Origin of the sequence: Chryseobacterium formosense (assembly GCF_900116415.1) — a bacterium.
GTDB lineage: Bacteria > Bacteroidota > Bacteroidia > Flavobacteriales > Weeksellaceae > Chryseobacterium > Chryseobacterium formosense.
In genome coordinates, this window is the sequence record NZ_FPAP01000007.1 from 76,139 (window position 1) to 98,709 (window position 22,571).

18 protein-coding genes are annotated in these 22,571 nt (G+C 34.1%); 4 read left to right on the forward strand and 14 right to left on the reverse strand.

Annotated features, from left to right (window positions below):
• Positions 1 to 17: 17 nt before the first annotated feature.
• The 7 genes from BM371_RS19355 to BM371_RS19385 form a co-directional block, all read right to left on the reverse strand.
• On the reverse strand, positions 18 to 398 hold the full coding sequence (locus BM371_RS19355) for a GxxExxY protein (RefSeq protein ID WP_034676860.1): 381 nt from the start codon (positions 396 to 398) through the stop codon (positions 18 to 20).
• A gap of 156 nt (positions 399 to 554) precedes the next feature.
• The gene (locus BM371_RS19360) at positions 555 to 1,814 is read right to left on the reverse strand and encodes an ABC transporter permease (RefSeq protein WP_034672587.1); all 1,260 of its coding nucleotides are present in this window, start codon (positions 1,812 to 1,814) and stop codon (positions 555 to 557) included.
• Complete coding sequence (locus BM371_RS19365; protein WP_034672586.1) at positions 1,804 to 2,556, reverse strand: ABC transporter ATP-binding protein; 753 nt, start codon at positions 2,554 to 2,556, stop codon at positions 1,804 to 1,806. The genes BM371_RS19360 and BM371_RS19365 overlap by 11 nt, the downstream gene beginning before the upstream one ends.
• A gap of 1 nt (position 2,557) precedes the next feature.
• Positions 2,558 to 3,553 carry a BtrH-related acyltransferase DarH gene (locus BM371_RS19370; protein WP_034672585.1) on the reverse strand — a complete coding sequence of 332 codons (996 nt, stop codon included), beginning with the start codon at positions 3,551 to 3,553 and terminating at the stop codon, positions 2,558 to 2,560.
• Positions 3,554 to 3,555: 2 nt separating this feature from the next.
• On the reverse strand, positions 3,556 to 3,960 hold the full coding sequence (locus BM371_RS19375) for a flexirubin biosynthesis protein DarG (protein ID WP_034672584.1): 405 nt from the start codon (positions 3,958 to 3,960) through the stop codon (positions 3,556 to 3,558).
• Positions 3,961 to 4,128: 168 nt separating this feature from the next.
• A complete protein-coding gene (locus BM371_RS19380; protein ID WP_034672582.1) occupies positions 4,129 to 4,335 on the reverse strand; it encodes a hypothetical protein in 207 nt (68 codons plus the stop codon).
• Positions 4,336 to 4,398: 63 nt separating this feature from the next.
• The gene (locus BM371_RS19385) at positions 4,399 to 4,785 is read right to left on the reverse strand and encodes a VOC family protein (RefSeq protein ID WP_034672579.1); all 387 of its coding nucleotides are present in this window, start codon (positions 4,783 to 4,785) and stop codon (positions 4,399 to 4,401) included.
• A gap of 145 nt (positions 4,786 to 4,930) precedes the next feature.
• Between BM371_RS19385 and BM371_RS19390 the strand changes: the two genes are divergently transcribed.
• On the forward strand, positions 4,931 to 7,843 hold the full coding sequence (locus BM371_RS19390) for a M16 family metallopeptidase (protein ID WP_051882506.1): 2,913 nt from the start codon (positions 4,931 to 4,933) through the stop codon (positions 7,841 to 7,843).
• A 151-nt stretch (positions 7,844 to 7,994) separates the two neighbouring features.
• Here BM371_RS19390 and BM371_RS19395 read toward each other — a convergent pair whose 3' ends face one another.
• From BM371_RS19395 to BM371_RS19425, 7 genes are all read right to left on the reverse strand, one after another.
• Entirely contained in the window at positions 7,995 to 9,242 is a 1,248-nt protein-coding gene (locus BM371_RS19395; protein ID WP_034672573.1) for a tetratricopeptide repeat protein, read from the reverse strand.
• Positions 9,243 to 9,281: 39 nt separating this feature from the next.
• Positions 9,282 to 9,548 carry a hypothetical protein gene (locus tag BM371_RS19400; protein WP_034672569.1) on the reverse strand — a complete coding sequence of 89 codons (267 nt, stop codon included), beginning with the start codon at positions 9,546 to 9,548 and terminating at the stop codon, positions 9,282 to 9,284.
• Positions 9,549 to 9,631: 83 nt separating this feature from the next.
• Positions 9,632 to 10,075: a hotdog family protein gene (locus BM371_RS19405; RefSeq protein ID WP_034672567.1), complete on the reverse strand. Its 444-nt coding sequence runs from the start codon at positions 10,073 to 10,075 to the stop codon at positions 9,632 to 9,634.
• A 126-nt stretch (positions 10,076 to 10,201) separates the two neighbouring features.
• Positions 10,202 to 10,633: a hotdog family protein gene (locus BM371_RS19410; RefSeq protein WP_034672565.1), complete on the reverse strand. Its 432-nt coding sequence runs from the start codon at positions 10,631 to 10,633 to the stop codon at positions 10,202 to 10,204.
• Positions 10,633 to 11,772: a dialkylresorcinol biosynthesis protein DarB gene (locus BM371_RS19415; RefSeq protein WP_034672563.1), complete on the reverse strand. Its 1,140-nt coding sequence runs from the start codon at positions 11,770 to 11,772 to the stop codon at positions 10,633 to 10,635. The genes BM371_RS19410 and BM371_RS19415 overlap by 1 nt, the downstream gene beginning before the upstream one ends.
• Before the next feature lie 2 nt (positions 11,773 to 11,774).
• Entirely contained in the window at positions 11,775 to 12,689 is a 915-nt protein-coding gene (locus BM371_RS19420) for a hypothetical protein (protein WP_034672561.1), read from the reverse strand.
• A gap of 42 nt (positions 12,690 to 12,731) precedes the next feature.
• Positions 12,732 to 16,385: an MMPL family transporter gene (locus BM371_RS19425; RefSeq protein ID WP_034672557.1), complete on the reverse strand. Its 3,654-nt coding sequence runs from the start codon at positions 16,383 to 16,385 to the stop codon at positions 12,732 to 12,734.
• A gap of 182 nt (positions 16,386 to 16,567) precedes the next feature.
• Between BM371_RS19425 and BM371_RS19430 the strand changes: the two genes are divergently transcribed.
• From BM371_RS19430 to BM371_RS19440, 3 genes are all read left to right on the forward strand, one after another.
• Positions 16,568 to 17,569: a hypothetical protein gene (locus BM371_RS19430; RefSeq protein WP_034672554.1), complete on the forward strand. Its 1,002-nt coding sequence runs from the start codon at positions 16,568 to 16,570 to the stop codon at positions 17,567 to 17,569.
• A gap of 3 nt (positions 17,570 to 17,572) precedes the next feature.
• Positions 17,573 to 18,712 (forward strand): EpsG family protein, encoded by a 1,140-nt coding sequence (locus BM371_RS19435; RefSeq protein ID WP_051882503.1) that lies wholly within the window; start codon positions 17,573 to 17,575, stop codon positions 18,710 to 18,712.
• 222 nt (positions 18,713 to 18,934) lie between these two features.
• Positions 18,935 to 22,348, forward strand: a complete 3,414-nt coding sequence (locus BM371_RS19440; RefSeq protein ID WP_051882502.1) for a T9SS type A sorting domain-containing protein — start codon at positions 18,935 to 18,937, stop codon at positions 22,346 to 22,348.
• The last annotated feature ends 223 nt before the right edge of the window (positions 22,349 to 22,571 follow it).

The window sequence follows — 22,571 nt, forward strand, 5'->3', positions numbered from 1 at the left end:
CAATGATTATTTTAAATTTATATCGTTCCGTTAATTAATCTTTTAACACCATTTTTAAATAAAACTGAATTAAAATTAATCAATAAGCCCAATTTGCAATTGCTTAGTTTTAAATACGTTAAAACTTGAGCAACATGAATTTCATTTAATGATTCTACGGATTTTATTTCAACAACAACTTTTCTTTCAACCAATAAGTCAATCCTATAGCCAATGTCAAGTTTTATCTCATCATAAATTAATGGCATTGGTTTCTGTTTTTCTATTAGTAATCCGGATTTCTGTAATTCATAATACAGACATTCTTCGTATGCGCTTTCCAATAGTCCCGCTCCAAGTTGCCGATGAACTTTTAATCCGGAATCAAATATAACTTTTGAAATCTCATTTTCATTCATATTATTTGTGTTTTTAAAGTTTAAATTTATTATGTTTAAACAGTTCATTTTTACAACAAAGTTCACAAAGGATTTCACAATGGACACAAAAATTATGTAATTTTTTTAGATTTATTTATTTGTGCTCTTTGTGAAAAATCTTCGTGTTCCTTGTGGTTAAACAGCATTTTGTTTTCTTTCGTAAAATAATGCGATAGCAACCATCGCTACATAAAATAAAAATAAGAAAATCAATTCCGTTGAAATTTCGCCGATTCCGCTGTTTCTTAAAATAATATCGTAATAAGCATTTAATCCCCAATTCATCGGAGAAAATGCAGCAATTTTCTGCATAAATTCCGGCATTAAAAATACCGGAACCCAGATTCCTCCGACTGCTGCCAAAACAACAACCGAAGTCGCGCCAAACGGAGCAGACTGTTCCTGAGTATCGGCAATTGTTCCCAACAGAACTCCGAATCCTATTGCGGCTAATCCTGCAAATAAAGTGACAATGATGAGATTAAACATTTTTCCGGTCACATCAAATTGAGGCAAATCCATATACGGGAAAAGATAAACTCCAACGGCAACCATCAGTAAAAACTGGATGACGCAAATAATCAGATACGTAAATGTTTTTCCTAAAATATGAATGTAATAGGGAGTAGGACTCACACGAACTCTCACGCTCGTTCCCTGACTTTTTTCTTTAACTAAATTAATCGACAAAGGCACAACAATGAAGAAAATAGCAAACAACGCCCAAGCCGGAACATTATGCTGAACGGAATTTGGTTTTGCTTCCAAAGCTGATTTTGGAACGATTTCTTTAAAAGTAATCAAACTCTTATTATCCAGATCTTCCGTTGTTCCCAACTGGTCTTGGAATGCTTTGTAGATTTTTTTATTTTCAATCTCAAAAACCATTTTATTAATGGCATTCATCACAGAATTTTTGAATCCGGCATTGGTCGCGGGGTCAAAATACAGATGGATATCTTTAGCTTTTGAGGCTGTAACTTTTGTTGCTGTTGAATCGGCTTCCAGACCAAAAGAACTGACAATCGTCTGAACTTTCGAGTCGATATTTGAATTGATATCTTTCGTCAGATTCTGTGGAATCACAATTGCCATTTGATATTCTCCGGAAAACACAGCTTCTTTAGCCGAGTTTTCATCGTATTCCGTTAAAAGCTGAAAACTTTTGCTGGCTTTCAGTTCAGATTCTATCCTTTTTGAAATTTCAGAATGGTCGTTGTCGATGAAAATTATCGGAATTTTTGAACCTTCCAGATTCTTAAACGTCGAATCCTGAATCAGTGTAATGGTAATTATCAGCAGCAAAGGCATTAAAAATATAATGACAATTCCTCCGATATCGCGCTTCAGTAAAAGGATTTCCTTAAAAAAACTTCTCCACAATTTATACAACATCTCTCAGTTCTTTTCCGGTTAATGATATGAAAACGTCTTCCAGGTTTTCTGCATTGGCTACTCTTTGCACCAGTTCTTCAGGCGTTCCGGTTGCATGGATTTTTCCGTGGTCAATAATCGCAATTTGTGTACAAAACTCTTCCGCTTCCGATAAATGGTGCGAAGTATAAATGATGCACGTCCCTTTTTTATTTAAATCTAAAAGATAATCGATAATTGCTTTTTTAGACTGCACATCAACACCAACAGTCGGTTCATCCAGAAACAAAACCTTCGGATTGTGAAGCGTTCCTGCAATCAGATTACAACGGCGTTTCATTCCTCCCGAAAACTGGTCGACTTTTTTATCTGCAAATTTCGATAAACCCATTAATTCTAAAGATTCATCAATCGTGTTTCTTAAATTTTTGTGACTTAAACCATACAAGCTTCCAAAAAACATTAGGTTTTCTCTGGCTGTTAAAGTAGGATATAATGCATATTCCTGCGGAACAACACCGATAATTTGTTTCAGTTTTGTGCTGTTTTTCTGAGGTGAAAATCCGTTGATGGTAAAACTTCCCGAGGTTGGTTTAATTAAACCAGAAAGCATAGAAATCAAAGTGGTTTTTCCTGCTCCATTTGGACCGAGAATACCGTAAATTTCGTTTTTGTTGATGTTCAAAGAAATATCATTTACAGAAAATTCTTCTGCATTTTTATATTTCTTGTAAAGATTTTTTATTTCTATAATATTCTCCAAACTAGATTGCTTTTCTCAGTTTTTTGTAAAAAGATTCTTCCAGATCGGCAATATGCAACATCGATTTTGAAAGCTGATTGTAAATATCACTTTTTGAGTTTCTGTTTTTATAAACTCTTGCAATATCTACAGCAAAATCTCTCCAAAGATCACCAATTGCGGTGATTTCTTTGGATAATTCTTTCAATTCATCATTTTTAAGAATGACAGCAGCTTCCTGTAAAAAAGCTCCGTAAATAAACCTGAATCCACCGCCGCCAGTTCCGATTTCTTCCTGCATTCTGATGAGCTGTCCAAGATAATGATTGGTCACTTTTGTCCCTTTTTTATCTGCCCATTTCGGGATGCTTTTTGCCACCCAACGCATGGCTTTGACACCAATAATCGGAACGGGAGCAAGCATATTTTTGCATGTATCTTTAATTCCTTTTTTTATAGCTTCTTCGAGATTTATGGTTTCCGGAATGTACGTCGGGAAATACATATGACCTTTTGGTGGAAGTGCACCTTTGGCGTACCTTACTTTTTCAAGTTCAGCTTCCGTAAGTGACGTTGCAAAATCCATTACTGGGTCACTAATCAGGAATCTTCCGTTTTCTTTGCCATAAACAACAAGATTGTGCGCATTGAAATGGAATTTATATTCTTCGGGAAAATAAGTCAGGTTGAAAACACCAACCTGTAAACCTGTCGGGATATTTTGTTCTAAATTTTTCTCTAAAGCGGTTTGTGCATCTTTCGGATTGGAGAATTTTTGTCTTTTAATTTTAATTCCCAGTCTTTTTGCTGCTTTGCTGAAAATCGCTCCTGGCATTGGTCGGTAGCTGAATCCTGGTGCAAAATTCACTTTTAAGAAAGGTAAATACACAAAAAACAATCCGGAACCGATTCCGAAAATCATGGGCTCGCTGAGTTTTAAACCTCTGTTGAGTAAAAGATTGGAGGCAACACCGTTTTCGCAATGTGCGGTCTGATGGTGTTCGAAATTGATTTGCATAATTATTTACCGTCGAAGTTTTTTAATTCGTCTACCGAAATTCCGAATGCATCTGCATATTTTTTTAGGGTAGAATCGCTGAGTTTTTTAAAAATATTGGGTTTTGCGTGTCTTTTTACAGTCCATTGCCATTTGTCAACATAGGCTGCAAGAACCTGTAAATCCATTTTATTTAATTCCATAAAATAGATAATCGGACTTACGATATTGTTGGCAACATTTTGTCTGGCTTCTTCAATACGCTCATTAATGAGCTCCATCGATTCTTCGAGCGCTGCTTTTTTGGCGTCCCAACCAATGCTGTTTGCTGTGGTGTAATTATCATTTTCATCGGTCACATACAACACTTCGGTCATATTGGCTGACTGTAAATTACTTTCGTCCTGAGGAAGATCTTGCTTTTTCACCCGAAAAAAATTCTGTTAATTATAGTCTTAATAATTGGCTAAAATAGTAAAAATGCAGGACATAGTATTAAGTGGGTTTTTGAGTTATTTTAAATTAAATACAGAGATTATTGTTAAAATAAAAGCGCAAAAGAAACTTTTGCGCTTGGTCTTAATATTTTTTTAAAATTAATTACGTATTTTCTGAAGCTTTTTGGCTAAAGAATTTGTTGTGAAATAGAATGTTGTTATTAGTAAAAATAAAATGCTCAGCATTGCAAAATATTCTGTAAATCTCATAGTCATACTTGGTTCTTTTGGATCGCCATCCATTAAAAAGCCGACAGTAGTAAGCATTGAGGATATAATAAAGATGGTTGAAATTTTCTTTTTCATGGTGATTTTTTAAAGTTATGTTAAAACAACGCAAACTTTTATATTTTATTACATAAGTTTGATTTACATCATAAAAATGTTAAACTTATGTCCGTCCGGATCAGCGAAAATAAAGCCATAATAGTTGTCACCAAATTCCTCAGGATTTGAGATTAATTTACCTTCGGAATTTTTAATTTTTTCTGACCATTGATCAACTTCTTCTTTAGTTTCTGCAGAAATGGTAAAGATAATTTCATTAGATGTTTCGGAATCTGATATTTCTAAACCCAAATTTTTACTTAAAACTTCTTTTTTGAAAAAGTGAATGATGAAATTGTTTTCTCCAAAGAAAAAGCTTGTAAGGTCGTCCGATCTTCCATTAGATTTAAAACCTAAAGCAGTGTAAAATTGTGTAGTACGTTCCAAATCTTCTACACCAAAATTTGCCCAGATGATATTTGATTTCATGTTTAAATTAATTAGGATTAATATTCAATTATCTGCAATTTTTGTTCCTTGAGAAAACAATTGTAATAGGTCATGAATTTATTGCTGTAATTTGTAACAATGTATATATATCAACCTACTAATATTACTACAACAATCAATTCATATGAAGAAATTTTTTATTTCGGTTTCGCTTTTTTGCACAATCATTGCAATGGCGCAGAAATTTGAGACACAAAAACAGACTGATGCGCAAGGATACAGCTTCGAGACTGTAAAAAATGATCAAGCGGGTGTAAGAGTTTACACCCTGAAAAACGGTTTGAAGGTATATCTTGCCAAAAACGATGATGCACCAAGAATTCAAACGTATATTCCGGTAAGAACAGGTTCTAATAACGATCCGAGTGATAATACAGGTCTTGCTCATTATTTGGAACACATGGTTTTCAAAGGAACTTCACATTTGGGAACTCAGGATTGGGCAAAAGAAAAAGCTTTATTGACTCAGATTTCAGATCTTTACGAGCAGCACAAAGCTGAAAAAGATCCAGAGAAGAAAAGAGCACTTTATAAAAAAATTGACGAGGTCTCTCAGGAAGCTTCAAAATATGCGATTGCCAACGAATATGACAAGGCAATTTCTTCTCTGGGAGCAACAGGAACTAATGCTCACACGTGGTTAGACGAAACAGTTTACAAAAACAATATTCCTTCAAACGAGCTTGAAAAATGGCTTAAAGTTGAAAAAGAGCGTTTTTCTGAATTGGTTTTAAGACTTTTCCATACAGAATTGGAAGCGGTTTATGAAGAATTCAACAGAGCTCAGGATAACGACGGACGTTTGGTAAACTATGCATTAATGGATGCGCTTTTCCCAAAACATCCGAATGGTCAGCAAACGACAATCGGAACTTCAGAGCATTTGAAGAGCCCTTCAATGCAGGCTATACACAAATATTTCGATACATACTATGTTCCTAATAACATGGCAGTAGTTTTGGTTGGAGATTTAGATTTCGACAAAACGATTAAAATGGTTGATCAGTATTTCGGTTCATTCAAATACAAAGAATTGCCGATGAAGAAAATGGTTTCAGAAGAGCCGATGACTTCTATTGTAACAAGAACAGTAAAAAGTCCGTCAACACCGAGAATGACCATGGCCTGGAGAACAGATTCAGACGGAACTCAGGAAGCAAGGCTTGCAAACGTAGTGGCTGAAATTTTAAGCAACAATGGGGATGCAGGTTTAATTGACCTTAATATCAATCAAAGACAATCGACTTTGGGAGCAGGAGCTTATGCTTCGGCTTTGAAAACCTACGGTTCATTCAACATGTATGTTACTCCGAAAGAAGGGCAGAGCTTTGATTCAGCTAAAAAATTACTTTTAGACCAGATCGATTTGGTTAAAAAAGGTCAGTTCCCGGATTGGATGCTAAAGGCAATCGTGAACGATATGAAAGTTCAGCGTATGAAAATGTGGGAAACAGCAGATGGTTTGGCAACTACGCTTTATGGTAATTATATCAGTGGAAGAACTTGGGAAGATGAGCTTGATGACATCAACAAATATGAGAAAATTACAAAAGCGGATGTTGTAAAATTTGCGAATGATTTCTTTAAAAATAATTATGCTGTTGTTTACAAAGAAAAAGGCGTAAATGATAAGCTCGTTCGTGTAGAAAACCCGGGGATTACACCAATTAAACTAAACAGAGAGGTGCAGTCTCCTTTCCTTAAAGATATTTTAGGGACAAAAGTTGCGGATATTAAGCCTCAGTTCATAGATTACAAGACGGCGATTGCAACGACTCAGATTAAAGATAAAAAAGTAAGCTTCGTTGCCAATAAATACAACAAAGTAGCTCAGGTAGCTTATATTTTCCCTTTCGGAACAGATAATGACAAAGAGCTTTCTTTAGGAGTAAGTGTTTTACAGTATTTAGGAACTGATAAATACACTCCGGAGCAATTGAAAGAAGAATTCTACAAATTAGGAATTTCAAATAGTTTCAGAACGACAAATGATCAGACTTTCATTACTTTAACCGGTCTTGAAGGAAACATGAAGAAAGGTATTGAGCTGTTGAACCACTGGCTGAAAAATGTAAAAGCAGATCAGGAAATCTACAACCAGACCGTAAAAACAATTCTTGAATCGAGAGATGTTGCCAAAAAGGATAAGAACAGAATTATGGCAGCGCTTTCCAACTATGCTAAATATGGAAAAGATTCTAGAATGACGGATATTATTTCTAAAGACAGGCTTCAGAATATCAACGTTACTGAGTTGATGTCGAAGATCAAAACATTAAATAATTATCCTTACGAAGTTTTCCTTTACGGAGAAAACCAAAGCGATCTTGAAAAAGCGGTAAAACCATTTATTGCCAACGCAACTCTACAGCCTGCGAAAGCTAAAGAATATGCTGAGCCAACAACAGGCGGAACGGTTTACTTTGCAAACTACGACATGGTGCAAATGGAAATGGCCAAAGTAGCAAAAGGAAGCAATGTAAATCTTGCCAACTTCGGTAAAGCAAATGTTTTCAACGAATATTTCGGAAGAGGATTGTCTTCTATCGTATTCCAGGAGATCAGAGAAAGTAAGTCTTTAGCGTATTCTGCGTATGTTTCTTACGCTAATGCTTCAGAGAAGGGCCATGCAAACTACATCACGAATTATATCGGAACGCAATCTAACAAATTGCCTTTAGCAGTGAATGCAATGAATGAATTGATGGCGCAGCTTCCGCAAATTCCGGCTCAGTTTGAAAACTCTAAAGGCTCGGCTTTAAAGCAAATTGCATCCAACAGAATCAACAGAACCAACATTTTCTACAACCAAATGGCATTGAAGAAATTGGGAGTTGACTATGACATCAGAAAAGATATTTATGCTGAAATTCAGAATTTAACTTTGCCTCAGCTGACTAATTTCTACAATACCGATATTAAGCCTGTACAATACAATACGGCAATCATCGGGAAAAGAGAAAACCTGAATATGGAATCTATCAACAAGATGGGAACATTTAAAGAAGTGACTTTAGAAGAAATCTTCGGATATTAATTTTCATTAATATAAATTGTTTGAAGTGAGGCAGAAATGTCTCACTTTTTTGTTCAAGATCAAAAATTGATTTTTTTTGATGTCATAGCCGTGTCAAGGTTTTAAACCTTAACACGGCTATTTAATTCCTTTTTAAAATAGGAACTTTTAATTAAAATAATTTCTCCCAGGCTTTCTGAAACTTTTCAGTATAAATATAATGTTCCTTTATGAGTTCTTTCAAAAGGTTTTTTGAAGGTTTGTAATCGGTATTTTCTGTTATTTTAGAAAGTATTTTTGTTTTTTGAGCTTTATTTTTTTCTTCATTATAGATGACAGCAAGCCCAATAAGAATATCGATTTCTTTTGGATCTATTGCCAATGCTTTTTCAAAATAAGCTTTCGCTTTGACAGTATTTCCAAGGTCAAAATATCCATAAGCTGCATTAGTGATTACAGATGTGTTTTTGGGGTCTTTGATTAATGCAATTTCATAATTTTCAACGGCTTCTTTAGATTTTCCCTGCATTTGATAAGTGTTGCCGAGATTGGCATAAATGTATGGATCGTTGTTTCCTAAAGCGAGTATCTTCAGGAGGTCTTTTCTTGCATTTTCATAATCTTTAGCTTGGAAATAAATACTGAAACGGTTTTCATAATAGGAAGGCTCATCAGACTTAATTTCAATAGCCTTATTAAGATCCTGTAATGCTAGTTTTAGGTCTCCGGTTTCCTGATAAATAAGACCTCTGTTATTGTAATACATAGAACCAGAATCTTTTTGATTAATGGCTTCGGTAAGCAATGCTTTTGCCTTTTCGTGGTTTTTTGCTCTTTCGAAAGGTAATGAAAAGTAAAAGTAAACATCATGAAGAAATTGATTGTCCGAATTTTCCTTAATTCCTGGTAAAGCTTTTTCAAAAACAGGATAAAGATTGATCATCTCCTGATCAAGTCGCTTTTCATTCAGCAATTTCAGGTAATTATTATAGTACCGGTCATTGGTTTGGTCTAAAGCTATCATCTTGCGGTAATCCTGAAGTGCTTTTTCAGGTTCAAAATCAAAATAATAAGTGTTGCCTCTTATTTCATAAAATTTAGCATCTTTAGGATTAAGAGAAATAGCATAAGTAGCAGTTTCTATAATTTCTTTATTCCTTTTAAGTTTAATAAGAATATAACATTTCAGATCATAAAAATCGATCTTTCGCTTATCAAGCTTAATGGCGGCATTAATTTTTTCCAACGCAAGATCATATTCTTCAGACTGATAAAGTTCGTAAGCCTCTTCATAAAGCTGAGAGCCGTCGTTGATAACTGCTGCCTTCATATTTGACTGCAAAGCAACTGGCGCAGCTTTCTCCTGAGCAAAAGAAAATAACGCAGTAAAGGGTAAAATAAAGAAAAATATTTTTTTCATATTTAAATTGTGTTTGGTTAATGAATAGAAGGATGTTGCTTATTGTCTCTTGAATTTCAATTGTATCAGGACATATATTTCATTTTTTTGCAGATCGTTGCACCATGTTTTATCGCCTACGATTGCGTTGTTGTATAAATTCAGTTGTTCCATATTTTCTACATATTCTATTCTCTCAGAAGTCTGATATTTGAAAAAAGACAACAAATTTACCTCGTCACCTATTTGAGGAACTACAGGAAACTCGACAGAATTTTCAAATTCAAATTCAACATCGTATGAATAGAATCTTACTTTTACGCTCATAATATTATTTTCACCAAATATAGAATTTATTCCATAAAAAAAGCCAACTTCAAAGCTGGCTTCTATATTTTATATTAAAATTTTTAAGACTCAATTTCCTGAATGAATAAACTGATTTCTGTTCGGATTAATAATTCGTTATCCAAAAAAGTTTCGCAGAAAATCTGGCAGATATTTTCGTATTTCGAGATCAGAGAAGCTTTAGATATAATTTTATCGCCGACTTTTGGAGAACCAAAGACTTCAATTTTTTTGATGTTGGTGATAAAACCTATTACTTTCGTATTCGATTCAGGATTTTCGAAAAAACTCTGTCCGAGAATTGAAGATGAGGTTTGTGCGGAATGCTCAATCAATCCTGCTTCTACAAAATGATCGTTATAAACAAAAATATTATCTGAAGTAATCTCAAAAGAAGTAATCACTTTCTCGGGCGTAAGCTCAAGAATATAATCTACCATCAGCATCGGTTCGCGATGAGGTAAAAAATTGTGGATATTGATGAGATTTTCTTCTTTTAACTCCATTTAATTATATTTAAATCAAACGTGTTTTTTAAAATAAACTTGGCTTGATTTTGATTTTTTCTGCTTATAAATATTCAGCATAGGTTCAAGTTGGCTCTTTTTACTTTTGCCTTTTTTCTTAAAAACCTATTTCACTACCGTTTTCATTTCGGACTTGGCAATGATTTTATCATTAATTTTTGTAATGATTTCAACCAAAGTTACTCCCATCATTTCGTTAATAATGTTCACTTCAGAAATCAGCTGATCTCCCGTTTTCGGTAAAATTTCAGCTTCAAAAGTTTTAATGGCTCCAATGTATCCTGTCGGAGCTTTTTTTCCTAAAAGATAAAATTTATATCCGGTGTGAAGTGCCACACTCTGCGCCTGATGTTCAATTAAACCCGAAGCCTGAAAAACTCCTTCATGTACAAAAATATTGTCTTCTTCTATTTCAAATCCTGAAACAAGGCGCTCTTCAGAATATTCTGAAATTCCGCTCACCATTACGAATGGAAATTTTTGCGGAATAAGACTTTTAACAAAATTCTGGTCAGAAGTTGGAAGTGTATTTTCCATTATACAACGGTTAATAAAGAGCAAGAATAAGCAAATCTTCCGCTTTCAGGGACGCAAAGCATAATTCGCTCTCCTTTTTTAAGCTTTCCGGAATTCATCAATTGTTCTACAGCGATAAAGATCGATCCTGCTCCGATGTTTCCGACTTCCGAAAGGTTGTAGAACCATTTTTCCCAAGGGAAATCGAGACCTACTTTAGCAAACTCATCTTTTAGACCTTCTTTAAAATAACCAGAAGAAATATGTGCCAAAACATGGTCGATAGAATCCGGATCAAGGTCATGCTTGGTAAATGAAGCTCTTAAACTTTGTGCACCTTTCACCAAAATATACTGATCTAAAAGTTTGGTATCCTGTTTTAAAGCAAAAATAGACTGGTTCAGCCATTCTTCAGCAGGATATTCTGCCCATGATTTCAAGCTTCCATCCTCCTGCTTTTCACAGCCTGAATACATGCAAGCTTCAATTTCGTGTGCGTAAGAATAAAAATCAATCCATTCGATTTTCAGAGACGTCTCGTTTTCTCTTGGTTTATTTTCCAATAAGAAAGCTCCGGCTCCGTCAGAAAGCATCCATCTCAAAAATTCTCTTTTGAAAGCTACAATCGGTCTTTCTTCCAGAAGTTTTAAGTTTTCTGCTTCGTGGTTAAACTTATCGGCAGTCATCCAAGCAGACATTCTTTCAGAACCTACACAGACTGCATTATCTTTAATACCAGCTTTTACATTAAGGAATCCATAATTCAAAGCATTCATTCCTGAATTACAAAGTCCGGTTGATGTATTAATTTCAACAGATTTTCCGATGTTCAGTTCACCATGTACCATTGATGCATGAGAAGGCTGGATCTGGTCTGCAGAAGTTGTTCCACAAGAAAGCAATTCCATATCTTCTTTTTTGAAATTTTCATCGAAAAGCCCTTCAATTGCTTTTGCTGTAATCTGCGCATTGGTATGTGTAGATTTTCCGTTTTTATCTAAAGCGTAATATCTGGTTTTAATTTTATTATTTCTTAGAATCAGTGCTTTTGCTTTTGACGGTTTGTCATTTATATAGCCAAGATACGTTTCCATTTCGTCATTAGAAACCGGTTCATTCGGCAAGTATGTTGAAGCTTTTGTTATAAATACGTCGTACATTTCTATTTTAAATTAATTCCTTGTAAATATTCTTTCTGTTTTTGTCTTTTTTTCCATAAAATCGGAGCAAGCAGGATATGGAAAACCAAAACGATCGGTGAGATGATCCAAATTGCTGCCATCAAATATACCTTAAAGAATTTTATCAGCAATGGTCGTTTTTCTTTTTTGTTGATAATCAGGTTAGACCAAATGGTGAAAATTTTATTCCCTACTTTTTCAACTCGTACCAGAAAAGCTCTGATTTCTACAGCTCCGTTTTTTACCAGTTCCGGTTGAAGATTGGCTAAGTTATTATTTTCAAAATGATTTTCAATAATTTTACCATATTTTCCGGCTCCGTTGATCTCTTCGTCTGAAACTCCGGCTGCAGGAAGAATTCCTGATTTTTCTTTTTGCCCGGTGGTCATCCATCTTAGAATTGTCAAAACACTTGTATAATTGTCTCTTCGGTCTACCAATGCAATGTTTCCGACTAATTTGGCGTCGAAATTCTTTAAATAAACTTTCAGTTTTTCCTGCGAAAGCATCCACATATTTCTCGTTGCAGAAATGGTAACAACCGGATTGTTTTTTAAAATATTCGCTGCAAAACCACTTTTCAGAAAAGAAATAATAGGAATAGACGGCGTTAAATACCAAACCTGATAACCGAAAAGAATAAGATCAAATTTTGTATTTAAAACTTCTTCAGGCGGTGGTAGAATTTCGCTTGGGATCTGAAGGTAAGATTCCGGAAATGTGTTGAAAAAAACATCACTCGGCCACGGAAAAGGAAAATCTTTTTTAAGCTGAATGTTGTAGTAAGTAACCTTGTATTCGTCTTTTTTATCTTCAAACGGCTGTGCAATATTTCTTACAATATCTTCCAATTGCCCGGTTTGAGTATAATAAATAACAAGTATATTTTTTTGCATTAATATTTTTTATGGATTACAAAAATAAGATTTTCAATTTTATTATTCATGCCTAAATATTTTTATTGATTCGGAATCAAACATTTGTTGATAATTTGTATTTTCAAAAGTCTGATTCCTGATATTCAGCAGGATAATTGTTTCAGGAAAACCGGTAATATCTTTGAGATTAAAATTTTCGTCAGAAATTAAAAGAACATCTGTCTTTTTATTGATTTGAGACTGATTTTCAATGTAAAACAATTTTCTTCTTTTAACCAGATAATTATTTTCCGCAACCATTCTTTTTTCTTCATCATGAATTAAACTGAAAATTCTTCTTCCGGCTTGCTGAAGCGTAAGTAAAATATCTTTCTGACCAAAATCATCCGCAATATGAAATATGGTTGCGTCTTTCGGAATGTGTTTGTTCAGTTCAAAATAAACCGATTTGTTTTTGTTAAAGTCTTCTTTTACAGGTTTTACAACTTTGTTTTCTTTATATAAAAAGCTTAAGAACAGTTTCTTTTTAAAATAATTTTCGTCTTCAATTTCATTTCTAAGCTTAGCAAATTCATCCCTAAAATAAGCATTGATCTTCTTTGTTCTTTCAGAATAGTTTTTACCAAAACTCATATCATCTTTATGAATTCTGTCGCCAACTTTCAGCGTGATGCTTCCGTCAAAAATAATAAAGTCTCCTTTGGGCTGTACTTCAGAATTCCCATGAATATAAATCGGGACAATATCTAAACTAAATTCTTCGGCAATATAAAATGCGCCTTTGTGAAAACGTTTTACATCATTGGTATAAGAACGCTCAGATTCCGGAAATACAACCAAAGAGTATCCCTGTTCGATTTTTTCTTTCAACTGTTCCATCCCGTTTTCGATGCCCTGAGAAACAGGATAAAAACCTAAAGCTCTTACCAGCTTTCCGAAAACCGGAGAATTGTAAACCCAGTCATTCACGAGATAAATAATTTTATGATTCACCATTCCTAAAGCCAAAGTGTCGAGAAAAGAAGTGTGATTTGCAATGATTACCGCTGGTTTGCTAAAATCTTCATTCGGATTTTGAATAACTTTTTTCTTCACAAACGGATTTGAATATAAAACCGAAGTCAGAAATTTAGCTAAAATGAGTTTGATGAAATCTAACGTTTTTCCTTTCGAACGCTTCACAAAAATACTTCCGATGGCTGAGAAAATCAATCCGCCTAAACCGTAATATAAAAATGAGAGAACGGAGTTTAAAAATAATCGTAAAGTAATCGGCGACAAACCTTTTTTCTGTCGGTTGATAATTAAAAATCTAAACCAGAACGGATATAAAGTCGACGTAATGACAATCACGGAAAACATTCCGATCAAAGCAACCAGAGCTAAAGAATGTAAAGCCGGATGCTTAGCAAAAATCAAAGAGCCAATCGATAAAATGGTTGTGAAAACTGCTAAAATAATGGAGATTCTATACGTTGGAAGTTCATTTTTCCCAGTTGTATGTTCTTTCTGCATTGCTTTCGTCAGAAAAATACTGAAATCGTCTCCGACACCGAAAACCAGAGTACAGACCACGGTGCTGAAAATATTTAATTCCAACCCAAGGAAATAGAGAATTCCTGCAGTTACAACTCCCGTCAAAACAATCGGGAACATTGTAAGAAGAGATAATTCGAAATTTCTGAAAAAAACAATAATCGTCAGAATAATTGCTAAAAGAGAGTAATTAATTAAAGTATTAAAATCATTTTTCAGCAAGCCTAAAAAGTTCTCATTCATCTGTTGACGATCGATTGCCAATGCTTCGTGACTTTTTTCGACATCTTTAATGAAAGCATCTCTTTTCTTTTCATCCACTTTTACAACATTCGAAACGGTGTAAAAACCATTTTCGTTGCTCAGGAATTCTGAAATTTGCAGGGCTTTTATTTTTTCATAATCTTTTAAGCTTAAAGTTGCATACGATTTATTTAAATTTTCCTTAAACTGACCAAAAGCAGAAGCATTGAATCCGAATTTATTTCCATTCTGAACCAGTTCAGAAATCGTCTGGTTTTTTTTCTTCTGATTCCAGAAGTTATTCCAGATTTCAACTTTTTTTTGTTGATCTTCTTTCGATAAAACAACATTGCCAAGCGAATTATAGCTCAAAACTTTACCTTCCTGCTTTTCTTTTTCTAAAAATTGACTCAGTTGAGAATTTCTTGTTAATGCTTCACTTTCAGAATTTCCGTAAGAAATGGTGTAAATCGATTTTGAAGTAATGTCTGATAATTTTTCAAGCTTGGCTTCACTGATTTTCAAATCTTTCGGTATGTAATTCAAATCGCCAATATCTTCATTAAAACCAACATGACGGAAACCGAAAAGGCATGCTATAATCATGACCGAGCAGCCAATAATCAGAGGTTTGTTCTTTTCGTAAGGATAATTTCCTATTTTATCAATAAAATTCGTGCTTACTTTATGTGACTTTTCTTTCGGATGATACAGTTGCGGAACAATAATCAAAGCCGTAAAAGAAGACAGGAAAACTGTAATCGCAGCAAAAAGTCCGAGATCTTTCAACGCTTCTGAACGGACGAAAACCAAGCACAAAAATGAAACCGCCGTTGTTGCGCTGCTCAGAATAATCGGTTGTGTAATTTCTTTGTAAAGCTCTTCAATATTATTGTTGTGCTTGTAGTGCGTTAAAATATGAAGTGCGTAATCGATTGTGATTCCGATAAGAATAGCTCCGACACTGAGTGAAATTGCCGAGATTTTATCTTTAATAAAGTATAAAATCATCAATGAAATAAAAACGGCAAAAACGGTCGGTAAAAAAACAATGAGCGGAGTAAAGAAATTTCTGAAATAATACATCAGCAAAATCAACAAAACCGTCATCGAAATAATAACCGTATTCTGAATGTCTTTCTTGATTTGTTGTGCATTAGCGACTGCAATCACAGGTGAACCAAAATAGCTGATTTCAGTTTTTCCTTTGAATTCTTTGTTGAGGTTGTCTTTTATTTCATTAAGCTGATTAACGAAAATTTCATTGTTTTTGGTGTCGTTGCTTTTATTTTTCGGATCGATAAAAAGCAGGAGATTTTTGCCGTCTTTGGTAACGATGTAATTATCTTCCAGCTTGAAATCTTTGCTGATATTTAAAGCATTCAGTTTTTTGAGGCCAAGGAAAGTGATTCCGAGCGGATCTTTTTTAATAAATTCCTTTGTAACCAAACTTGTCGGCGAAACCAGCGAAACATAATTGTTCTCTACCTGTTTTGCGATGCTGTCTTTATTGAGTTTTCTCTCAATTTCTTTGTAATCATTTTCATCCAGAAACAAAGGCAAATTTTGATTCACGAAATCAAAAGTTTCGGAAATCTCATTATCATTTACTTTCCCCTGAACCGAACCGATGTATTTCTGCAAAGGTTCAATCTTGTTTAAAAAAGTATCGGCAGTTTCCGAAAGCAGAAAATTGTCGTCTTTAGATTTGTTTTCGATAATGACGATGATTTTATCTGAAAAATTCAGTTGCTTCAGAACTTTTGCCGTCAAATCAGACTTATCGTTTTTCGGAATAATCTGATTAATGTCTTCTTCAAAATTAATTTTAGAAGCAAAAAAGCCACAAATAATCAAAATTCCCAAAGCTGTTGCAACGGAAATCAGTCTGTTTTTAGAAATAAAATAATATAAATGAATGAAAATGCGATGCATTGCCTTTATAAATCAAGTTGCAAATTTAAATTTTTAAGTATTAGTTCAAAATAAATAAGCAATAAGTTTTGTCTGAAAATCAATAAAATATTCGGTGTAGAATAAAAAAAACTTTTACTTTTGCAAAGTTCCCTTTAGCGTACTCTATATAATAGAGATAAATTGATTAACAGATTATATGTATGATCAAAACATTTGATGAAAAATTATCCGGATTTCTGTTTGTAGTAATTTTACCGTTTCTACTGCTGTTTATGTCCTATTACGGATTTGAATCTTCGTACACAAGACTTAAAAGTTCGGCAGAGCCACCAGAATTCTTATTTTCTTCTGTTTATTCTTATCGGGTTATTCCTAATTATCTTAGTATTTACATGACAGATTTTATGAAGGTCTGCATTGATAATTGTTCTTCTTCTATTAAAAGTTTTCTTGATAAAAACGGAACTCCATTTTATCATGGTCTTTTTCTCATGAATAGTTTTTTCTTTATTCTGAGTTCGCTGCTTATTAATGTTATTTTGAAATTTAAAGCAACTGTTTCATTTAATATTAATTTCAGACGAATTATTCATTTACTTTCTATATTTTTTATCGTTATTACGCAATATGCACCTTCAAATTGTGATACTATTGCTCTGTTTTGTTACTTGTCTGGCATCTGGTTTACGGTAAAATATTATCATAGTAGAAGAAATTTATATTTCTATTATCTGATTGTTTTAATTGCAGTATCTACTTTAGTAAGAGAAACGGCATGTCTGAATATTGCTTTTTTCGCGTCAGTTTTCTTCAATTTTGATGATTTGAAGAAAAAGGATTATACATTTATCTGGAAAGTAATTCCTTTGCTGTTGTCATTCATGATCCCATATTTTGGATTAAGAATCTTTTTAAACAGGGAAGAGACTTCTTTTATGGAAGGAGTATATATTGTAAGCAATTTTACCAGTCCTTTTAATCTTGCCGGATTATTGTTTTCCGTCATTGTGCTTTATTTTATATATAAACTGTGCGCAATTTCTGAAAGCAGATTGGTGATAAAAAAATATTTATTCTTTTCTTTGCCCTATATTGGAATGATAACTTTGGTTGGGCTTTTCTGGGAAGTAAGATTGTTTCTTCCGCTCATACTTACAGCTATTATTGTGGCGTTTCATGATTTTAAAAATCTTTATAATTAACCGATGAGTTTACTACATCCCTATTTTCTGATTGCAATTATTTATATGCTTTTTTTTAGCGTACAGGAAGTTTTTGGAAATAAGGTTGAGAAAAAATGGTTTTGGTTTTTAGGGGTTTATCTTATGATTCTTGCGGGACTTCGTGATAATGTTGGGCCCGATTATGGAAGCTACGTAATGATTTACTTGTACTCTGATACGAAAGAATATATAAACATTTTTTTAAAGGCACTGCATATTGAAGGTTCTGAAAATGTAGATATAGAGTGGCTTTTTGCTTTGATCAATAAGGTGTTGCTTAATGTGTTCAATGCTCCATTTTATTTCCTAACGTTAGTTATAGCTATTTGTGCAATATTTTTTAAAGTAGAGTATACAGATGATAATACTTTTTATCCGTTTACATTCACTTTGTTTATGTTTATTCCGAACTTTTTTATTGGAGAGAGCGGGCAGATCAGACAAAATCTGGGAACTTTCATTGTTTATTTTGCTTTACGGTACATCAAAGAAAGAAAATTGTGGCTTTACTTATTCTGGATGTTTATAGCCTCGGGAATACACAATGTTTGTTATATTTTTATTCCCATGTACTGGCTTGTAAAAATTCCTCTAAACAAGTATATCATGCTTATTCTGATTATTGGTTCAATATTCGCATCCCCTTTTGAAGTGTATAGGATTTTCGGTAGTTTTCTCGATAACCTTGCTACCGATAGTATGCTTGTAGATGGTTTTAACGGCTATATGAATGAGAGTACGGAGAGATTAAACGGAGGATTTGGGATACCGGAAGTTATGATGGCTATTCTTACGTTCTTCTTGTTTACTTTCGATGATAAGATGATGGAGAAGTTTCCTTACTATGAATATCATAAAGTATATGCAGTAATAGGAGTCTGCTTATATTTTATTTTTAGAAATAACAGTATATTTTCTTCCAGAATGGCGGGTGCATTTATCGGCTTTGGTTATATCATTATTCCTAATGCGATGTATGTGGTTTCTGCCGGTACGAAAAAAATAATATACGCATTTATCATATCCCTTTTCTTGTTCAATTTTGTTGTATTTTCTGTTTTTAAGAACATTGTCGCAGGAAGATATACTATCGAACTTTATAAAAATCACTTATTGCCTTAAGAATTCTTTTTCTTTTTCATTGATAAAAAATTCATCTGTGAGGATGTATTTTATAGGTCTAATATTGTACTTTTGTTCGCAAATTATTTGGAACAAAATTTTCATTCATACTTGAATATTATTATTTTTTATTTAAAATAACGTGTTTATACTTCGTTATTTTATATTTTGTGATGGTATTTTGAGTAAATGAAATAAGTTCAACTCACAAAATTTATTGTTATGAAAAAGAAATGCCTTTACAGTATTGTGGCAGCATTTTGTTTGCTGTCTGTGGATGGTTATGCTAAAAGTTTTTTACCATTAAAGAATGAATTATCTGAATTTAATATAAGAAAAGATACTTTAGATGATATTGCAGGCCGTGTAGCTGCAAAAGATTGGATGAAAGCTCCCAATAGCTATTTTTTTGATCCTTCTCTGAATAATGAAGGGCTTTATATTCCTGTCAGAAAAGCGTTTGCGATGTGGGAAGGCTATAAATTTCTTGGCTATTCCAATATTCCGAATGGCCAGGTTACAGCAGACGTCTTGTGGGAAGACCATCACGGACTGATAAAATCAGGTGCAGATTATAGTTTGGAAATCGTTGGTACAGGTCAAAATGCTAAGATAAAAGTTCCTGTTAATAAAAGTCAGGAAGGCAATGCTGTAATTGCTTTCAGAGTAAATGGTGAAATTTACTGGTCATGGCATATATGGGTGACCGATGATCCCACAAACGGTTCTTCATACAAGAGCTTTCCGGCCGTTAAAAGAGAAAAAATAGACGGAACTATTGAGGTTATTCCTGATGCAGAATGGCAGTGGATGGATAGAAACTTGGGTGCATTAAGTAATTCTATTACCGCTGATGACTGGAATAATAATGGCGGGTTGTTGTATCAATGGGGCAGAAAAGATCCTATTCCCACCTTGGCTCTTAGAGGAAACGATTTTTATGAAGTTTCCGGCTCGATTGGAAGAGTGCGTCACAGAGGGGCGAAAAACTTTACAAATGCCATTAATTTTGATAATCTCAGAAAATTTGTTTTGTTCTCTACTGCTACTGTGGATAACAATATTAAACTTTCCGTCAAAAATCCGCTAAGTCTTATTTATGTAAACAAGGATGATAATTCCGGACCTGCATATTACTTTAACAATCCTAACCTTATGGTTAATTGGTTTGGATCTACTCTTGCTCTCCCTAATAACAGACTGACTGAGCTTAATTTATGGTCAGACAATGCAAAAGGTAGGCTGAACTCCGATTATACCAGCGATGCAAGCAGCGCTCCCTACAGAAATAAATCATCATTTGATCCTTGCCCAAACGGATGGAGACTGCCTTCAATGTTGGTTGCCAATCAGGCTTCGGGGAATTATGTAGATAATATCAGAGTAGATTTTTCTCCTTTTGGAGTGAGGACAAATTTAGGTAAAAACACATTCGAATCTAATGGCTACTATATTTTAAAGCCAAATGATAACAATGTGCCCTCTTTTATGACGGGTATTAAGTTATTTCCGAATGTAGGTTTTGACCTGTCTAATGTCGGTGGAAATAATATGGGAATATTTCCCGGAACAGGCCAGATTGCAATTAATGCACACGACGGTCAATATACAGATCAGCATCATGTAGGTTTGTGGACTTCTACTATGACACGTTTTTACGATACAACGCCGGCTGTAGAAGCACGTATGTTGTTTATGGTTCCCGATAAAGATCAGCCAGATATTCCTGATCCTTCATATCCTTCGATTAAAGGTAGAAATTGGTATCGACCGTTGGGTACTGCAAAAACTTCAGATGCAAATGCCTGCAGATGCATAAAAGACCCGTTGTATACATTCAATAATTATGATTTTCCGACAGAATATTTTACTCCGGTTTCTGAATATACAGCAGGTCTGAGTGATCCGAATACTTATCAGGTCGTGAAAAGTACGGCAGTTTCAACAATTGAGATCCCGGTCACTAAAGCATTTTCTGTACAAAGCCAGCTATTAAATAATTCTTCTATTTTAAATCCTTCAAGTTTTAATAATCTGAAGGCAAATGTTTTATGGACAACAAATACAAATCTGATAAATACTGTAAATGTATTAAATCCTTCTCCTGCTTCTTTAGCGGCACTGTCAGACACTAAAATCGTTATTAATTTAGCTGCTAATCAAAGCGGAAATGCAGTCGTAACTCTTCATAACGGAAGCATAGCAAACCCTGTTTACTGGTCGTGGCATATTTGGGTTACAGATACAAGTATTGGCTCCAAAATTTATGCTACGGAAACACCAAATACTGCTGCAACCAATTATATAAACTATGTTCCAAAAGGTCATATTCTGAAAACCGAATTTATGGATAGAAACCTTGGGGCAACTGATGCTTTCCCGTTAGTTGCTAACCCGGTTTCTCCTACAGTCGATGAATATTCAAAAATCAGAGCATCTACAGGTTTGCAGTATCAATGGGGAAGAAAAGATCCTATTCCTTCTTTTCAGTATGCCGACAGGTCTTCTTACAACATATTTTTAGGAAATGTTAATCAAAATGGAGCTGTAGCATATACGACTTTACCTTCTGCAACTTATAATGATATGTCTGGAAATTATATAATTCCATATGATACCTATACAAATTCTACAAATGCAAATGTTTTAGTAAGTGATAAGATTAACGAAAAAATAGCAAAAGTTCTTTCTTATTCAGTGAAAAACCCTTTAGTTTATATGATTCCGAGCAGCTTTGCACCCTATAACAATGTTGTTTCAAATTACACGAATGGTACAGACTGGGTATCGAATGAACCTAATGTGGCAATAGACAGATGGGGAAGAGGAGGAGAAAAATCACCTTTTGATCCTTGTCCGGAAGGGTGGAGAATTCCTGACCTGACAGATGTAGCGATTGCCAGCAATAAAGATTTCGGCTTGTCACCATGGTATAAAAAAGATAAAAATGTGGCAACAAGCTATAACTTGGTTACAGATTATCTTGGGTTACCGGTGAAAAATTCAGGGAATGCAAGTTTGGGCTATTTGTTTACTAATCCGGCTTACAATGTAGGCAATTACCCAAATTCAGGATCTCGTGGTTTCCGAAGTGTTGTAGCAAATCAAACGCCTGTTGGCACATATAATGTAAACAATTTTCAATATTCAGGAGTGTGGACTGCAGCTTTGAATTCCAACTATATAGGAAGAGCAATTAATATCTTATTTGATGCTGCTTCTAATCCCAATCGTTTCATTGCATTTCATGATAATAATGATCCGTACTTCGGAATGGGGTGTCGTTGTGTCAAAGTGAAATATAACCAGAATGGAATTGAAGAAGGGCCGATTCCTGCAATTCCTGTCACACAAGGTTCTGTAATTAAAGCCTCAAATGTTTTTACGGAAAATGAGCTAACACTTAAAGCAATAGAAAACAAAATTGTTCTTTTCCCCAATCCCGTAAAAGATTTACTGTATATCAAGGCAACTGAAAAAAGAGATTATTTTTTTCAGATTTATAATACAGCCGGGCAGTTGGTGAAATCGGGTAAATTTGAGAATAACGTAACTGATGTTTCAAGTTTAGTTGGTGGAGTTTATTTGGTAAGAATAAATAATTCTGAAACAGTGGTAAAAATCATCAAAAAGTAAATTTTTTAACTCATTATATTTTTAAAGAACAGATATTCGTAGCTGTTCTTTTTTGTTTTTATAAACTCAAAATATCAAATTTAATGAGAGACAGTATCTATTTTATTAAAATCAAATCCTTTAATGACTTACGTAGGGCATACTTTCAGTGTTGCAGAAATTATTAAATATCTCTGAAAACTTAGTCAGAATTGCTAATTAAAATGATTTGGCAAGCCCATCT

Coding starts and splice junctions, on each gene's coding strand:
- BM371_RS19355 (WP_034676860.1), bottom strand. CDS start 398: ATGAATGAAAATGAGATTTCAAAAGTTATATTTGATTCCGGATTAAAA.
- BM371_RS19360 (WP_034672587.1), bottom strand. CDS start 1,814: ATGTTGTATAAATTGTGGAGAAGTTTTTTTAAGGAAATCCTTTTACTG.
- BM371_RS19370 (WP_034672585.1), bottom strand. CDS start 3,553: ATGCAAATCAATTTCGAACACCATCAGACCGCACATTGCGAAAACGGT.
- BM371_RS19380 (WP_034672582.1), bottom strand. CDS start 4,335: ATGAAAAAGAAAATTTCAACCATCTTTATTATATCCTCAATGCTTACT.
- BM371_RS19385 (WP_034672579.1), bottom strand. CDS start 4,785: ATGAAATCAAATATCATCTGGGCAAATTTTGGTGTAGAAGATTTGGAA.
- BM371_RS19390 (WP_051882506.1), top strand. CDS start 4,931: ATGAAGAAATTTTTTATTTCGGTTTCGCTTTTTTGCACAATCATTGCA.
- BM371_RS19395 (WP_034672573.1), bottom strand. CDS start 9,242: ATGAAAAAAATATTTTTCTTTATTTTACCCTTTACTGCGTTATTTTCT.
- BM371_RS19400 (WP_034672569.1), bottom strand. CDS start 9,548: ATGAGCGTAAAAGTAAGATTCTATTCATACGATGTTGAATTTGAATTT.
- BM371_RS19405 (WP_034672567.1), bottom strand. CDS start 10,075: ATGGAGTTAAAAGAAGAAAATCTCATCAATATCCACAATTTTTTACCT.
- BM371_RS19410 (WP_034672565.1), bottom strand. CDS start 10,633: ATGGAAAATACACTTCCAACTTCTGACCAGAATTTTGTTAAAAGTCTT.
- BM371_RS19415 (WP_034672563.1), bottom strand. CDS start 11,772: ATGTACGACGTATTTATAACAAAAGCTTCAACATACTTGCCGAATGAA.
- BM371_RS19420 (WP_034672561.1), bottom strand. CDS start 12,689: ATGCAAAAAAATATACTTGTTATTTATTATACTCAAACCGGGCAATTG.
- BM371_RS19425 (WP_034672557.1), bottom strand. CDS start 16,385: ATGCATCGCATTTTCATTCATTTATATTATTTTATTTCTAAAAACAGA.
- BM371_RS19430 (WP_034672554.1), top strand. CDS start 16,568: ATGATCAAAACATTTGATGAAAAATTATCCGGATTTCTGTTTGTAGTA.
- BM371_RS19435 (WP_051882503.1), top strand. CDS start 17,573: ATGAGTTTACTACATCCCTATTTTCTGATTGCAATTATTTATATGCTT.
- BM371_RS19440 (WP_051882502.1), top strand. CDS start 18,935: ATGAAAAAGAAATGCCTTTACAGTATTGTGGCAGCATTTTGTTTGCTG.